This is a genomic window from Paenibacillus kribbensis (genome assembly GCF_001705305.1).
GTDB classification, from domain to species: Bacteria; Bacillota; Bacilli; order Paenibacillales; family Paenibacillaceae; genus Paenibacillus; species Paenibacillus kribbensis_B.
The window spans coordinates 1-16,080 of record NZ_MCBP01000013.1; the positions used below are offsets into that span (position 1 = coordinate 1).

At 41.2% G+C, this 16,080-nt stretch carries 12 protein-coding genes and 2 pseudogenes; 5 read left to right on the forward strand and 9 right to left on the reverse strand.

All coding sequences use genetic code 11. The annotated features are described in order from the left end of the window. Positions 1-59: 59 nt before the first annotated feature. The 6 genes from BAZ21_RS20575 to BAZ21_RS30300 all read right to left on the reverse strand — a co-directional run bounded on the left by BAZ21_RS20575 (position 60) and on the right by BAZ21_RS30300 (position 6,187). Positions 60-740 (reverse strand): hypothetical protein, encoded by a 681-nt coding sequence (locus BAZ21_RS20575; protein WP_068504677.1) that lies wholly within the window; start codon positions 738-740, stop codon positions 60-62. Between the two features lie 14 nt (positions 741-754). Further along, the gene (locus BAZ21_RS20580; RefSeq protein ID WP_068504679.1) at positions 755-2,644 is read right to left on the reverse strand and encodes a KAP family P-loop NTPase fold protein; all 1,890 of its coding nucleotides are present in this window, start codon (positions 2,642-2,644) and stop codon (positions 755-757) included. A gap of 673 nt (positions 2,645-3,317) precedes the next feature. Further along, a complete protein-coding gene (locus tag BAZ21_RS20585; protein ID WP_068504681.1) occupies positions 3,318-3,842 on the reverse strand; it encodes a VOC family protein in 525 nt (174 codons plus the stop codon). A 51-nt stretch (positions 3,843-3,893) separates the two neighbouring features. Next, the gene (locus tag BAZ21_RS20590) at positions 3,894-4,520 is read right to left on the reverse strand and encodes a type 1 glutamine amidotransferase family protein (protein ID WP_068504683.1); all 627 of its coding nucleotides are present in this window, start codon (positions 4,518-4,520) and stop codon (positions 3,894-3,896) included. A gap of 109 nt (positions 4,521-4,629) precedes the next feature. Continuing rightward, entirely contained in the window at positions 4,630-5,592 is a 963-nt protein-coding gene (locus tag BAZ21_RS20595) for a helix-turn-helix transcriptional regulator (protein ID WP_068504684.1), read from the reverse strand. 412 nt (positions 5,593-6,004) lie between these two features. Continuing rightward, the gene (locus tag BAZ21_RS30300) at positions 6,005-6,187 is read right to left on the reverse strand and encodes a hypothetical protein (protein WP_373441567.1); all 183 of its coding nucleotides are present in this window, start codon (positions 6,185-6,187) and stop codon (positions 6,005-6,007) included. On the opposite strand from BAZ21_RS30300, the gene BAZ21_RS28125 reads away from it, so the two are divergent. The 3 genes and pseudogenes from BAZ21_RS28125 to BAZ21_RS30400 form a co-directional block, all read left to right on the forward strand. Beyond that, the gene (locus BAZ21_RS28125; protein WP_373441565.1) at positions 6,098-9,211 is read left to right on the forward strand and encodes a CdiA family toxin C-terminal domain-containing protein; all 3,114 of its coding nucleotides are present in this window, start codon (positions 6,098-6,100) and stop codon (positions 9,209-9,211) included. The genes BAZ21_RS30300 and BAZ21_RS28125 overlap by 90 nt on opposite strands. Positions 9,212-9,222: 11 nt before the next feature. Then, the gene (gene cdiI / locus BAZ21_RS20605; RefSeq protein WP_068504686.1) at positions 9,223-9,606 is read left to right on the forward strand and encodes a ribonuclease toxin immunity protein CdiI; all 384 of its coding nucleotides are present in this window, start codon (positions 9,223-9,225) and stop codon (positions 9,604-9,606) included. A gap of 335 nt (positions 9,607-9,941) precedes the next feature. Beyond that, positions 9,942-10,169: pseudogene (locus tag BAZ21_RS30400) on the forward strand (transposase); the annotation flags it as partial. 48 nt (positions 10,170-10,217) lie between these two features. On the opposite strand, the gene BAZ21_RS20610 reads toward BAZ21_RS30400, so the two are convergent. Continuing rightward, the gene (locus tag BAZ21_RS20610; protein WP_068504688.1) at positions 10,218-12,797 is read right to left on the reverse strand and encodes a glycosyl hydrolase; all 2,580 of its coding nucleotides are present in this window, start codon (positions 12,795-12,797) and stop codon (positions 10,218-10,220) included. Between the two features lie 359 nt (positions 12,798-13,156). On the opposite strand from BAZ21_RS20610, the gene BAZ21_RS20615 reads away from it, so the two are divergent. Beyond that, complete coding sequence (locus BAZ21_RS20615; protein WP_068504689.1) at positions 13,157-13,516, forward strand: putative zinc-binding protein; 360 nt, start codon at positions 13,157-13,159, stop codon at positions 13,514-13,516. Positions 13,517-13,692: 176 nt separating this feature from the next. Next, positions 13,693-14,086: pseudogene (locus tag BAZ21_RS30125) on the forward strand (hypothetical protein). A gap of 158 nt (positions 14,087-14,244) precedes the next feature. Here BAZ21_RS30125 and BAZ21_RS20625 read toward each other — a convergent pair. Both BAZ21_RS20625 and BAZ21_RS20630 read right to left on the reverse strand, forming a co-directional pair. Further along, positions 14,245-15,126, reverse strand: coding sequence for a carbohydrate ABC transporter permease (locus tag BAZ21_RS20625; protein WP_068504694.1), 882 nt, complete (start codon positions 15,124-15,126; stop codon positions 14,245-14,247). 56 nt (positions 15,127-15,182) lie between these two features. Further along, a complete protein-coding gene (locus BAZ21_RS20630) occupies positions 15,183-16,064 on the reverse strand; it encodes a carbohydrate ABC transporter permease (RefSeq protein WP_068504696.1) in 882 nt (293 codons plus the stop codon). Positions 16,065-16,080 lie beyond the last annotated feature (16 nt).

Here is a 16,080-nt window from a genome sequence, read left to right on the forward strand (position 1 = left end):
GTTTCTTGAACTCTGCTGTAAAGGTACGTCGTTGTTTAGGCATGTAGATGATCCGCTCCTTATGAAGATATGTTTATTCTACAAGCCCTTATTTTTGTTGTCCAACTAAGTGTAGCCGATCCACTTTTCAAACCATCACGTTTATAATTTTCTGCAATTTCAAGCCTGATAAACTCCTTAATTCTCTCCTGCATTTTCACGGCTTGTCCAATATCTTTACAAAGAGCATTGATTTTTTCAGCAAAATTAGTAAAGAACGATACTTGGACATACTTTGTTAAATAGTCTTGTATAAAAACTTCCGACTCCAATTTAGCAAAGGCATCTTCAAGTTCATCTTTATTTCGTACACTCCCCATCATTTCTTCCATGTATTCTTGCATGGCCTGATCCGCAATTGATTGTTGGAGAGAATTTGTCCCTTCTGAAAAATAATTCACTAAACCCTCAAATACTGCTTGAGGGTCTTGACCTGCCAAATGTGCTAATCCCACTTGATTAAGAGCGTTGTCTAATCCTATGCTTTTAACAAGGTCGGCGAAATTCAAAGCTTTAGCTCCAGAAGCTCCTATTGCCGCATTTCCTTGATTTCTGGTTCCACTACTCGCCTTGGAAAAGCTTGAAATAGCTTTACCGATAGAACTGCTACTATAGTTATTTCTGTTCATGCTAGAAACCGCTCTTTTTGTTTCACTCCATAAATGTCCCGTTGGTGGTAAATACCCTTTTGAAGTTCCCATATTTCCCCTCCGTTTTATCTTCTTCTGTTTGCTACACTATCCCAAAGCTCTCCCTCTACTATTCCCTCTTCAATAAAATACTTTTTCAGTTCATCGTAGTGTAGAATGTTTGTTTGTTTGACAAAATTGAATTGCATCACATTTGCTGGAGACATATCAACTTTCCTCAACTTTTTGAACTCTTTGACCAGCTCTTCTCTATGATTAGGAAACAATCCATAAATCTTTATTAATATCTTTAGGATAAATTCTCTATTTGTTTGGTACTTCGCAATAATCCCTTTTATAATTTTTGAATGATCAACATCTGCTCTATTGAACTCCTCTATTTTTTGTTGTCTCAACGATTCCTGAAGACCGTCAACACATATGTCGCTGACCCATTTCCTTTCTTCAGCCGTCAAATTCAACATTGAGATATTCTTCTCTTTAATCGATTCCTTTGCTAAATAGAAATACTGTCTTAAATCCACTTCAGATAATTTAGTTGGCTCTACCTTTAGCCAATGTTGAATGATCGGTTTAAACCATGCATTACTATATAGCTGTTTTAGTTCGTCAATATTTTGTGTTTCTGCATCGAGAGAATACTTTTCTAACGGTGCAAGCTCTCTGGCAAATCCTTCATTTGCTATATGCCACGAATACACCTCTCTGAAAACATCCAGATTGGTGTACTCCAGAACCATTAACTTAGCAAGTATCCCTAAATCAAGTTCAAGATTTTGAATTTCTGATAGTTTCTTTCTTATATAGAAGGTATTTAAGAATCTTTTTGCTTGACGTGGATTTCCTTTCAACGTAGTCGAAATAATATCTGCCACTCTCCCAAAAACATCCAACTGCAATTCAAAATCTTCTTTGTTGTGACTTGGTTTGAAAAATGCATCTGAAATTTCATCCTCATGTTCTAATATTGAACGGATTTCTTCCTGACTTATAATCTCTCCCTTTACAAAGACTTTCCTTTCCTTTAATCCAGATAGCAATCTATCCAAGTGAATTTCATCTAAAAACATTTCACAAACTAAGAGTAATAAGTAGTTTTTCACTTCAATATCCGATAGCTCAGGTATCTTAATAGGCATCTGCACTATTTTTTCTATGTAATCCTTTGAAATATCAAGCGATGCATCATCTATCTTAGGGTACTTTCGTTGTACTGCATAGCTCACAACATCTTCATCAATTGCGATGATAAAAGTTGTTCTTTTCACCGACAAAAATAACTTTATTGCCTCCATGGTTTCAATTATGCGATCTGGGCTACACCTGTCCAAATCATCAATAATAATGATTAAATTTTCTAATCCTGAATCATCCATCATCTGTTCAAACTCTTCACGAAATTTTCTGATATTTTGAACAACATTATCTTCAGGAAGATCTTTTAGGAATTCTTTCATTTCAATTAATTGAGAGATTTTCTCTTCTGCCTGACTTTGGTCTTTGGGAATCATTGTTTTTAAGCCTTCCATCAACATGGGTATAGGATTCCCAAATGCCGCACTTAAAAGTAGAGGAGTTCCCTTTTTTAAGGCATACCCTCCTAACCTAAACCAATCTACTCTATCTTTTAACTTTTTGAGTACCCCCCCGACCTTTTCCTTGACCCCCTTGTTGTCTTCCAAGGTTCTTAGAATCACTTCCATAAGTGCTGTTTTCGCATCATCATATCCTTCAAACATCCATGCATTTACAAAGATAGACACAACCTTTTTATTATCTTCAGCCGTTATCTTTTTATTAATTAAATTTAGAACTGTTGATTTTCCACTTCCCCAATTACCAAAAAGGCCTATTGTTAATGGATTTACCCGCTCACTTAATGACATTTCGTGCAATAATTCAGCGTATGGTTCAAAAGAAAGCATATCTATCTTAGAAGCGTTATCTGCCCACATAAAAATCCCCCTCAGCTTTTTGTTTGAATTCTTCGATGGAAAACCTTGTTTTTAACTAAGTCAAAATACCAAGAGATACAAGAATCTCTTTTATTCTGATAGATTCGACAAATGGTAATATTGTCCTGCATTTTTTAAGTATAATGCACTTATGAATATTCTGAAAAGGCATGTTTTCTCCATAAATGTGCTTTCTTTTTTTTAATTTCATCGAATATAAATTCCAATTTTCAACGTAACATATTTAATTCAATTAATCCTTGTTCTCAGTGATTCTATTACCGTTTCCACTTTCTTTTCCAAAAAGAAAAAAGAGAAAATTACTTTTCTCCTTTTTTCGTCCCTACTATGTTCAGTATAAATAAACCCATGCTAAAAAACAGCCCTCAAACCCACATTCCACCGTTGCTCGTATAAATAAACATTTGCTACAAAACAGTGATTTCCTCAATTTTATCACGTCTTTATTCGATTTTTAGCACGATTTTATTTGGAATAGTACGGGTTTATTTGAGGTCTACATGATCTCGATATATTACTACCACGCACTGCACATGCCTTATGTGGTGATAATGATGCCGTATTATCCGCCAACTATTTTGCACCAGAATTTCTATTACATCATTTCAGCAGATAGACACTTTTAATAATTTCACCAAAAAAGTGATTGCCTTTATTCTCCACTAAAGCTTTTGGCCCAATCAGCAACCCTCCGACTACTTTCTTCTTCTGACAAATCCTCGATCCTAGTCATAATAGACCATCTTACTCCACAAGGATCCAATATACTTCCGAATCGATCACCTGAAACAAAGTTCGCAACTGGTTCTCTTACTTTTGCTCCTCTTGCTACCGCATTTTCAAATACCTGATCAACATTCATTACGTAAATTCCTAAAGAATAACACGCATTGTCTTCATCTGGCGGCAAGACCAATTTATACGTCGGATTCGCTGCTCCCAGTTGCAAAAAACCATTCCCAAAGTCTAATTCCGCATGAACAATTATTTTATTGCCATTCTCATCAGGATATTCAGTGATATCCTTAACCCTTGCATTGAAAACACTTTTATAGAACTCTATTGCTTCAGAAGGATTCTTCACTGTAATAAAAGGGGTAATAGATGTAAAGCCGTTGGGCATTCCACTCTTTGTATATTCACCTGACACTCCCGTATATTCTCTGCTTTCAGTCATTTTAACTCCTCCTTTAAATGTTCGTAACAGTTCAATTTTATGCTCATACCTTCATTGGATTGAATTCATCAACTCATAGAAATATTTGGATTTATGGGTCTTATTTAGACTATACCAGGCTTCTAATGTTTTAGAAGAAAACACACCCAGAGCTTTCAAAACGTGTACGGAAAATTCCAACGGAGCTGTTCCAGATGCAGTGATCAGTTTTCCATCCGTTACAACAGACTGCGTTTTGTAATACTTTTCGCCCGTGTAAGTGGGACAGGTCATTTTGAGGTATCCTAGATCATTGCTTGTATGCCAACGTGAATTCAGCAATCCTGTCTGGGCGAGTCCCATTGTAGCACCACAAATCGCAGCAACCCATATACCTTCCTCTAAACATCTCTCAACGAATTTTAAGATGGGTTGGTGAATTGTTTCTGTCCATGTATCTCCACCGGGTAAAATCAATGTATCTGTGCTTTCGATGCTGCACTCATCCAGTTTGATGTCAGGCAGGGTTTTCAATCCGCCCATTGTAGTTACAGGAGTCTTTTCAATTCCCACAGTAACTATTTTGGATGGAATCAGCCCCTTCTTATAATATCTCCCCGAGTTCAGTTCGGCAGTTAAGTAACCTATTTCCCAGTCTGCCATGGTGTCAAACACATAAAGATATACCGTACTATTCATTTACAAGTTCTCCTTATTTTATAATTTATCAAGTGATACCAACCCTCGGTAATCAATGATTATCCTCATTATAAAAAAGCTTCACTGACATCTGCTGTCAGTGAAGCTATTAAAGTTGATAATATTCCATTAACTCCGACGCAACAGCAACAAGTTTTTTCTTCAAACTCTGTGGTTCGATTACTCGAATGGATTTCCCGTAGGGTAGGAGTAAATAAGGGACATATGTATGAATTGATTTCTCCTCAAGCAAAAAGATTGCTTGATTTGATGCCCGCTCTTTCAGATGATGCCCCAAAAACCAATGCAGACATAAGTCATCCAATGCCTCTGACCTGCCTTCGATCATTAAAGAAATTAAACCGCCCTTGTCCACTAAACCAGGTAACAAATTTTGCATAAAAAATTCACGAGCCGAAAAAGCCTCAGGACGCTTAAATATGATTGGAGTACGCTTGATTTGTAGAATCCGATCTGCCCGAAAGCTACGGATCTCATTCCTTAGGTGACAAAATGCAACAGTATACCATTTGTTGTTCCAGTAAAACATTCCATAGGGGTCTATCACCCTATTCTTGGGTTGTTCTTCATGGCTTGTGCGATAATCCATTTCTACAGAGAATTCGTTCGCTACAGCCTGCTCCAATTCTGCCAATACCGGCTGAAGAGAAGGATCTCCCATGCGATTTATCACTTCAAATCCGGCTAAATGACGGCTAAGTATACTTTCCTGCTCTTGATTCGAATACATTTTCAACTTTGATGTCGCATTGCTTAATGCCTCACTCAAAGGGTATCCAGCTTCTTTTGCAAAAACAGCAGCATGAAGGAGTGCCTTTTTTTCCTCAATATCAAATAGTAAGGGTGCTCTAATAAAATTATTCAGCAAGCTATACCCGCCATTATGACCTGTGTCGGATATTATAGGCACTCCACTGGCACATAGTGCATCAATATAACGATAAACTGTCCTTATATTTATTTCTAACTTTTCGGATATTTGTTTTGCAGTCATTTTTACGCCTGAATTCAGCATCCATAGAATTGCCAGCATATTATCGTTTTTTGGCATAACATAAACCCTCATCTTTCATTAAAGCTCAATCTTTTATAAATATCTTTTTATACTCCCTCTTCATCTATTATATGCTTTTTTCTGCTCAAAACCCCTCTCCGTTATCTCCTTCTTCCAAATATAAACATTGTAAATACCGCTTCCAATGGGTCATCCTGTAAACTAAATTTCTCTTTTAACCGATAAATACATATGCTGGGTTGTTTATTAAATATCACCTCTCGTACCTTTATACTAAACAAATCCTGTAATACATATCTATCTCGACTCAAATTTGTACCCATCTGCGGCTTCTAATATTCAGAAGCGATTGCAAGATGACGTACTTTACTTGGAAATAACCATTGCATCTAGAAAGGAGTCATGAACCCACTTGAGTGTATTGTCAGAAGCAATCGGCTATGAAAGCCTACGCTTTTATGGTCCCTTTCAGCCGCAACACATCGAACAACTTCAAATAACACGTGCCATCAACGATCATGCCTATTTGCATATTAGCGGTATGCTCTCCGAAGAACAGGGAGCAGCTTGCATTGGACAGGATATGGAGCAGGAGCCGATTGTAATTCGTCAATTGGATGATCAGGGACAATCGCTAAGAAGACTGTTCCACGGGATCGTTACGCGCATGTCCGTACATTGTGTACGAGGCGTATATACATTTGAACTGGAGGCCGCTTCCCATTCGTACCAGATGGATATTAAGAGTAAAAGACGCTCCTATCAAGATATTCACCGCACTTATGATGATCTGGTCACTGCGCTGGTTCGAAAATATCAATATGGAGATGCCATTGATACCGTCACGAACTATGCCAAACTGGAGACATTTGTTTTACAATATGATGAGACCGATTGGGCGTTTTTAAAGCGTCTAGCCTCTCGCTTTGGTTCCGTACTTGTACCAGAGGTAACCGCAGCCTCGCCTAAGGTTTTCTTCGGGATGCCAGAAGGCAAACAGCACAAAGTGGAACGGGATGTATTTTACAGGGTACGGAAAACGTTTCATGAGCTGGATGCGGAAAAGCCGGGAGAACAACGTGCTAGCTCGTATGTCACCTATATGATTGAAAGCATGCAATACTATGCTCTGGGTGACCTGATCACGTTACCGATTGGACAAGGTAAAGAATTGGTCGTGGTTCGGGCAGTAACAACGTTAGCAGATGGCTTACTGCGAACCCGTTACGATCTTCAAGCCGAACAAGATATCCGCTATGCCCGTTATGAAAACGATCAGGCTACCGGGATTTCACTGACAGGAACGGTGCTGAAGGTACAGCAGGATTTCGTCCAGCTTCAACTGGACATCGATCCGAAGCAAGATCCTGCCAAAGCCTGCTGGTTTCCCGTGGCCACCCGTTATGTCGCTGAAGAACATGGTGGCTGGTACGATATGCCTGAAATCGGAGAACAGGTGGAATTGTATCTGCCAACACACCACGAACAGGATGCCTATGTGACGGATTCGCTACGACAACAACGCCACACAAATGGACAGCCGAATGTGAAGGCATGGCAACATGTGCAAGGTAGCGGGATAGAAATGTCTGAGCAAGAACTGACCCTTTCTACCTCCGATGGATTTTCAATTACACTGAATGAAGATGGTGGCATTACCGTTAACAGTCCAGGGAATGTGCAGATTCAGGGTAGTCATGTAAAGCTGGATGCAGGTGAGGAACTTTCGCTCGAAGCTGGAACGGCGCTGTATCTGAAAGGCGGAGCCAGCAGCATGGTACTGGATGGTGAGACGGATACCAAAGCTCCGGTGATTTATCAGGAAGGTACAGTAAAAGCACCTGTTTTCGTGGCTGACCTCCCGCCTGTGCCTGAGCCGCCATTGATGAGTATAAAAGCCTATGAAGCTGCACAAGCCGCAACAACCAAGACCAGCCAAGCTCCTACTCCTAAAGCAAAGGTTACAAGTCCGGCAGCACTTCAACAGGCGAATGCCCTGATGGGTACGGTGTCCAAGCTATTAGGCTCCATTCCAGTGATGGGAAAAGTGTCCAGCGTGATGTTGAATATGGTGGGTGGCCTCTCTGGTAAAGTAGCAGCAACGGTTTTACAAGCCACCGCAGCGATCCCCATTCGGAGTAAAGGTACACCTACCGTTGGAGGCCATAAAGAATCAGGATTGCATCCGCTCAAACACTTGGCTGGTTTAGCCATGCAAGGGTTGATTAGTCAATACGAGCATGAGCAAGCCAAACAAGCTTACTATAGCAAGTGGATTTTGGGTAAAGTGTATACGAGTGCGCGTCATATAGCGCATTCCGATGGCACATTAGAGCTGGTTCAAAACTTGCTGGCAGCATCAAAAACTATGGTTCATGCCTATCAGCAAGTTCCTAAAAGCGTTCGAGATAGAATGCTGAGGGAATATAAAGAACAAGAAAAAGCTAGAACTGAAGCTGCTCTTAAAGCAGAAAAAGAAGCTGCGCCACCAGAGCTGACAGAAGAAGACTACGAAAGAATCTGGCAGGATTATCTTAGGGCAGCATATACCGAAGATTTTACACCCAAACTTCAACCGGGGAGTTATCGAGGAGAAGATGGTCTTGTACGTACTCGTGACGGTAAACCGGATCGCCAATACTATAGTGAATGGAAAAATAATTATCCAGGCGATTTCTTCATGCTAACTAGGAAGCAAGGAGTATCCGAAGAAGAGAAAAAATGGATGTTCTATGCTATTATGACAGAAAACCCTCTTATGATTGGTGGTCGAGGGGGTGTGGACAATACTAAAGAATTAAAGGGGATACTTTCAAAACTGGGTAGAGGAAAAGGATTCTTTAATATTTCTTCTGGAGTAAGTGCAAAAGTAAGAGTCCAGGAATTATTATCAAGACAACAAATAGCAGCTAGAGAAAACATAGCTACCCAAAAAAATAACCAAACTCTTGAAACCAGAGGCTACATGCCACAACCAAATGAAAGGTTAACAACGAAAAACCAATATAAACAACAGGATCAACAGACAAGGAAAACATTACGGGAGACTGCTTCCAAGGCAACTAGAGAAGAAGATAGTAAAATTCAAAAGAAGGTCATATATAATGTAGCTAAGAGTACAAATACAAGAAAAGCCTCAAATATAAAAGAATATTTAAAAAAGGAAAAAGAAATTGTTAAATCATCAATAACAGCAACTCCCGAGTTGGAGACTCATATAAAACATAGAGAGTTTGTGGATAAAAACGGAAAGGAGCACCCAAACAAAAAAGGAATCGTTGGTGCACACAATAGTGAGGAGTTTTATAAAAATGATGTAAAAGTAGTAAACGAGTATAAAGTTTATGACGTGAATGGTAATGAAGTAAGGGGGGTTAAACAAGTAGAGTATAGCATGCCTGAATTAGATCCTAAAACAAGACAACCGACTGGTATTTATAACAGTAAGGTGCTAAAGAAAACTATTTATGATCCTAATGTTATATCTGATAAAAAATATATTGAGAGAGGTATCGAAGCCGCGAACAATGCTTTAACAAAAGAGACGTCAGGAACTTTACCTCGTGTTTGGATGGGAGTAGATTCAAAAGGAGTATCATGGGTCGGATATTATGAAAATGGAAGTATAACATCGTTATTCCCAACCACACCTTAGGAGGAAGAAAAATGGAAAAGCTTTTAAATTCTGAAGATTTGATTAGTATTGAACACTTGCCTTTGGAAGGGCTGATGAATTTTTGCTACTTATCAAGATCATTCAAAGATGCAATGAAGTATTTAAGTAGGGAAGTTGGTTTTGGGACAGATTTCGGCGGCTTTACCTTTTGGAGTGATCTTGATGAAAGTGATAAAAGTTTATATCATGAAGAGTTCAAAGGTATTGAAATCGAATACGGAGATGATTCGATAATTATTGCTTATGAAAATCTATATTATTATTTTAAATTAGCAGCAAAGAGATACATTGAAAAAAATCCGCAAGATGAGCAAGAAATCGAAAAGTATCTTAAAGAAATGAGAAGAAACCTAAATGTAGTACAGGAATATTGATTTATAAATTTTATAAGAATTAACTATCAGTATTTATATTGTATAACACCATATGTATAAAGATTTCTCCATTTTGATAGTACGCACACTTTATACCCCAAATAACGCTAAAGCGTTACATAAAACAGGTCGATTATGGTCAGGGACCGCCAGATTGACCTGTTTTTTTGTTTTATCTATTACTTATTTTCTTAATATTTTCATTTATATATAAATCTAAAATTCCCTTAATGAAAAATTTATTTTTAAATATAATTCAAATCTCACTACACAAAAACAAAGACTTGCCATCCCTCCCCATCAGAAATACACAGGAGATTCTGCTAGACCTGATAGTGGGTTTCACCCGTTGGTTGGAGCAAGGCAAGAAAATTGCATAACGCCGTACGCGGAGCACCTTGAAAACCATGCGAAATTGGCAGGATGAGATCATAAACTACCATCGTTGTCGCTGGACGAACGAAACCATTGAAGGACGGCATAATCGCATCAAGGCTTACCAGCGCCGCCACTACTTCACACGTAATCGTGATTGCTATAAAGCTGGCATTTTGATTGAATGTGGGTTGGAGCAGGGTATAACCCCCGATCCAACCCTTTTTCTTACTTCCTTACAGCTCAATCCCCCATACAAGCTGACCGTTCATATATCCGGTAACCTGTTCGTTGTCTGCGAACTGACTGCTGGATGCCTTAAACGAGTAATCGTCAGCCTGGTTGTAATTGGACCAGTCTGTTTTGGAGAACCGAGCTTGAACTTCTGCGCTCTGACCGGGATTAAGCTTTCCAGCCGAACTCGTAAAACCAATTTCCAGATAATAATCGGCTCCGGCAACCGGAGTCGCCAGTTTAACGAATTTGCCGGTTACATTCGCACTCCCGATACTGGACCAGTCGCACCAGAAGTTCTGTGACTTTTCCCCGTCAATCGTATAGTAATACCGCAGTTTTACATCACTAAGCTGAATCGCCGAATCACCGGTGTTGACTATTTTGAATCTGGGTGAAATTCCATTGGTGGAGGCACTCGTGTTGCCGTTGAAGGCTTGGATCGTCAAGTCTCCCGCGGGTACAGGAACAACACTACTGTCCACTACATTTACTGTAAGAACAGCGTTATTTCCTCCGTTGAAATGAAAGGTTATCGCATTCTGGCCCAGCGGCAGCGTGGAAAGATAGGATTTACTCAGAACGACAGCAGCGCTTGATTCCGTATAATCCTGGCCCGATGTAAGCGTATAATTTCCATTCGTTATGCTTGCAAGCTGGTGTCCGTTTAAGATAAGAGATGCGGAAATATCCTGCCCTAGATTCGCCGCTTTATCAAATGTCGCATTCACGGGCGAAATCGCAGCGCTCGGTGTTGAATCGACAATTTTGACTTTTAATACGGAATCTTTTCCTTGATTAAAATCAAAGACGATTGAATGCTCGCCAACCGGCAGCCCAGCCAGGAATTCTTTTTTCAGCAGCAGCGTATTTCCGTTCAAGGTATAATCCTGAGTCACGGTCAATGCATTGTCGCCTGCTCGGAGAGCGGTTAACGTATTGTCGTTAAAATTCACGGTTATGGCTTTGTCGCTTTGATTGGACGCATATGTGTCAAATTCGACGTTTGTAGGTGTGATGGACGCTCTTGGGGTTTTATCGTCAACCTTTAAATCGGGCAGCTCATCCAACGTGATTACATAATCACTTTGATAAAGTGTTTTCAGGGTGGCCGGATAATTAAAGGCGGAACTCATGAGATGCTCGCCATACCAGGGCAAGAAGTAGAGCCATCCCGATTTTTCCTCTGTCAGATTCTGTACGCTTGGGACGGTGTCGTTCTCCGTCATGGCCACCATTTTCTTGCCGCCAGTTAAATCAACAAGCTGATAGAAAATCGAGGTAATGGCATCCTCATTCGGTACGCCGGACAAACCGTCATAGCGGTTGTAGACCGTATTGTATTTATCGTAGCCGACAATATCCACCTGATCGTCGCCGGGATACCATGCGGGAGAAGTGCTATACACGTAGCTGTTGTAGGTCCAGATCAAGTTGTGCAAGCCGTACGTCTCCGTAAGTTCGGTATAGATCTGATCCCACAGCTGTTTGTACACATCCGCGCCTGCCGAAGCCCACCAGAACCACGCGCCTTCCCCTTTCAACCCGCCGTTGCCCTCCGCCTCATGATAGGGACGGAAAATAACCGGCACATTGTTATCTTGCAGAATCTGCAGCTGTTTTGCCAAATCCTTAATAGTCATCTTCACGTATTGATATTCTTTAGTACCGGGAACCACCGCATTGGCTGTATTAAAATTGGTTTCCGTCGGCTTGTAGGTGGCGTTCTTCCAATCCACAGACTCCCCGAGCTGATAGGCGGTGAAATTTCGGGGCACATTGATATGCCAGGAAGCTGTCGCGATCCCGCCCCGGTTATTTACCCAATCGATCATCCGATCGGTTGTACCGTCCTCCCAACCGTACAGCGGATTATAGTTCATCAAATCGAAGCCGCGGATTGCCGGATACTTTCCGGTTAAATTGTGTATCCAATCAAACTCCAACTCCGTATTTCCGTCATTTCCGCCTCCATAAATCTCCTGTTGGCCGGAGATCATATGGTTGCCGTAAACCTCCGTTAAATAATTCATCAAACGTTGAGTTTCCGGTGTGGCTTTAGAATCGGTGAGGACAGGCTGCACATCCAAGGGATCAAGATTGGCATAATCCACAGTGAAGGTGTCAAAATAAGCGAATCCCCAACCGGCCTTCAGTTGGATGGTGTTGCTTCCTTGTTTCAACTTATGAAAGCCAAAATCGAAATTCGACCACGTGGTCGTGTAAGGCAGCATATACGAACCCTTGGTATCGCCGTTAACGGTTAAATATTGAAGTCTGCCGTCAGGACTCAACTCCTGCATATACCGAGTGGAGATCGCATACATGCCGGTTTCCGGGACAGTCACTGTGAAGGTTATTGTGCCGGAATTCTGCATCCAGACAAATCCACTCCCGGAGAATCCGGGCTTGGGCTGTCCGTAAATTTGAGTCGCCACTTGAAGATCGGATGTGAGCTGGGCGTTTTCGCCTTCAATCGTGAAAAGTGGGGTGTCGTCTGCCTGTACGGGTGCTGTCATTAATCCAAGTAGCAGAGTAAATGCCAGCATAATTGCGCTTGCCTTTTTGAGCAAATTTTTCATTCCCATTATTCCTTTCCATGTGAAATATGATAAATAATTGCGCAATCTGTCGACTCATGGTGTCGCTTCCATAGTAAACATAGCACACATACCATAATCTGTAAATATATCAATATTAAAAAGTTTTGCACTTCGTTTCTCCATAATCCCTACGTTCTTCCACTCTCCTTTTCCTCAACGTCAACCACTGATTTTGGGTTTGAGCCACATCTATAATAGATTTTGGAAAATATTGTCGTGACCATTATCACGGTCTAACCTGCAAATTTAAGTTAAAATACAAACAATTTTAATTTGTTTCATTTAAAATCAAAGATACCGTGATGGATCACAAAGAAAAAACAGGGAAGTGTACAAAGATGAAAAGAACTGATTTACCTCTTGTCTATTCATGTTCTGGATGTTCCTCCGCAGCACAAACCGCTAACATGATCGCTATAAAAATGGATCGAGAAAAAGTCGCTGAAATGTCCTGCATTGCTGGTGTTGGTGGTGATGTCAAGCCACTTGTCAGAACAGCAAAATCGGGACGCGACATCATTGCAATTGACGGCTGCCCCTTGTCCTGTTGCAAGAGTTGCTTAGCAAGGCACGAAGTTCAACCCAAACACCATTTCCTGCTGTCTGACTTTGACGTACCCAAAATAATAGGAGAAGATCCTAACCCCAATCATTATAGGAATGCTTATACACAAATCTTAGAACTAATTGGACAATAATTCTTAATCAAAATAAAGGTATGTATCGAAAATTAGATTTTACTGGTGGCTCCTAACACATCTTTAAGGGCCACCAGTATTATTTTTTATACAGCAAAACATCTTTTTGATATGATTATTTTGTCGACTTTACTTCATATCATAATACATAGACAAATACTTCAAGGAGGGACTTTATGGAACATCCCTTTTCATCAATATTGACGTATAGCATACAAACAATTGCAATTTTGCTAATTATCCTTACACTGTTGAGAAAAAACGAAAAAAAAAATAGGTTGGGGATCACTTTCACTGCTTTTAGCTCTTCTTGGTATGGCTGTTTCTTTTGAATTTGGCAATTACATATTTGGTGACCAGTTGCTTTCCTTTTTAGGATTGCCCGCATGGTCTAATGTTGACAATACTGGGTTTCACTACACCCTTTTTCTTTCCAGTATTTTTTTTACTCCCAGTTTAATCATTGGATATAAAAATCCTAACGAATTTGGAGCTCTTATTGGAAAACGGGTTTCAAGTATATATCTATTTTTGATAATAATTTCGCTTATATTTTTTATTACAAGCTAATTTCTTGAAGTGAAAAATACAACTTCCCTTATCATTTGATCACCACTCAAACTAGACTCGCATAAAAATGCCCCCCTAGCATTCATCGGACAAACCAAGAGATTTGTTCCAATGTTTGCTTTAAGAGGTGCACTTTAAATCCGGCAGGGGAATTTGTTTTACCCCTTAACCGACCCGGCGGCGATCCCTTCCACAATCCGGTCACTCATAATGAGGAACACAAGCAAAATGGGCAAAATGCTGATCATCAACGTAGCTCCGATCGCTCCCCAATCGGTCGTATATTGTCCAATAAAGTTCTGGACGCCAACGGTTAGTGTTTTGTTTTCGTCCGAGCTGATGAACGTATTGACGAAAATAAATTCATTCCAGTTATAGATCATGTTGATAATGGAGGTCGTTGCCATCACCGGGGTCGTCATAGGCAGCACAATCCGGAAGAACATCCGGTTGACAGAGCAGCCGTCCATAACGGACGCTTCTTCTACTTCCCGGGGCAAAGCGTAATAGAATCCCAGCAGGATCATCATCGTTGTAGGCAGATTAAAAGCGACATACGACAGGATGATGGACAGCGGCGTGTCTGTCAGATGCAGCTTGAGAAACATACTGAACAACGGAATCAAGGTGGCATGGACCGGAATCATCAGTCCGACCATAAAGAGTCCGAGGACCAGTTGGCTTCCCTTCCAGCGCATACGTGTAATCGCAAACGTTACGAAACTGGCCAGCAGCACCGTTAGCGCCACGGATATGAGTGTAATCAACACACTATTGAAAAAATACCGCCCGATATTGCCACTGGTCCACACATTCACATAGTTTTCCCAATGCGGTTGGGACGGGAGTGCAAACGGTGGAAGGTTAAATACTTCCTGATTATTTTTAAGCGAGAAAAGCATCAGCCACAGCAGCGGTAATAGCTGCGTCACCGCCAAGATGATCAAAATGGTATACAAAACGGCATAACCGGCCCGGGTTAACAGTCTGCTGCGAGTAGCGACTCCAAGCGGATAGCTGGCGGCTGCCTGGGTTTTCATGTCTGTACCTCCCTCTTCCTGTGCTTTGTTGTCCATTATTTATTTGCATGACCATACTATGAATATTCGATCGTGTCACCGGAAGCGGTAGCCTTGCGAATCAGCCATGTAGCGACCAGACAGATGACTAGCAGGGCAAAGGCTGTAGCACTGCCATATCCAAAATCAAAGCTGCGGAACGCCTGGTGGTACATGTAAGAAGCCATCACTTCACTGGCTCCGTTCGGCCCACCGTCCGTCATGACGTAGATCAGGTCAAAATATTTGAGCGAGCCGACAATGGACAATATGATCGTGACGTTAATCACCTCGCGCAACAGAGGCAATTTGATACGAGTCGCAATCTGCCAGGCACTGGCCCCGTCGATCCGGGCAGCCTCCACCAGCGTTTCGGGGATGTTTTTCAGCCCGGCATAATAGATCAGAATATAAAAGCCTGCATATTGCCAAATAATCGGGATGAACAAGGCAGGCAGCACCAGAGACGGATTAGCCAACCATTCGGGCGGGTTGTGGACTCCGAGCGACACCAGTAAGGAATTCAGCACTCCGTTCGTAGGATGATACATTTTGAGCCACAATTGCGCGATAGCTACAGAAGACAGCAGCATGGGAATCAGATACATTTTCCGCAGTAGATTGGCTCCCTTGATTTTCCCTGACAAAATCATCGCAATGACCAGATAACCGATCAGACTGACGCCTGAAAACAAGGCCAGCAGCAGCGAGTGCCAAGCACTTTGCCAGAACGCCGTGTCTGTGAACAAATGTTGATAGTTGTCCAGCCCGACAAATGTCATGGAGCCGATTCCATTCCACTGATTCAGGCCGTAATAGCCGGTCAGCACAATAGGCACATAAATCACAGCGAGTAACAGCAGCAGGGAGGGCAACACATACAGAGCAATGACAAGCTTATTGGACATGACCTTTTCCACGGCCGAACCTCCTTAG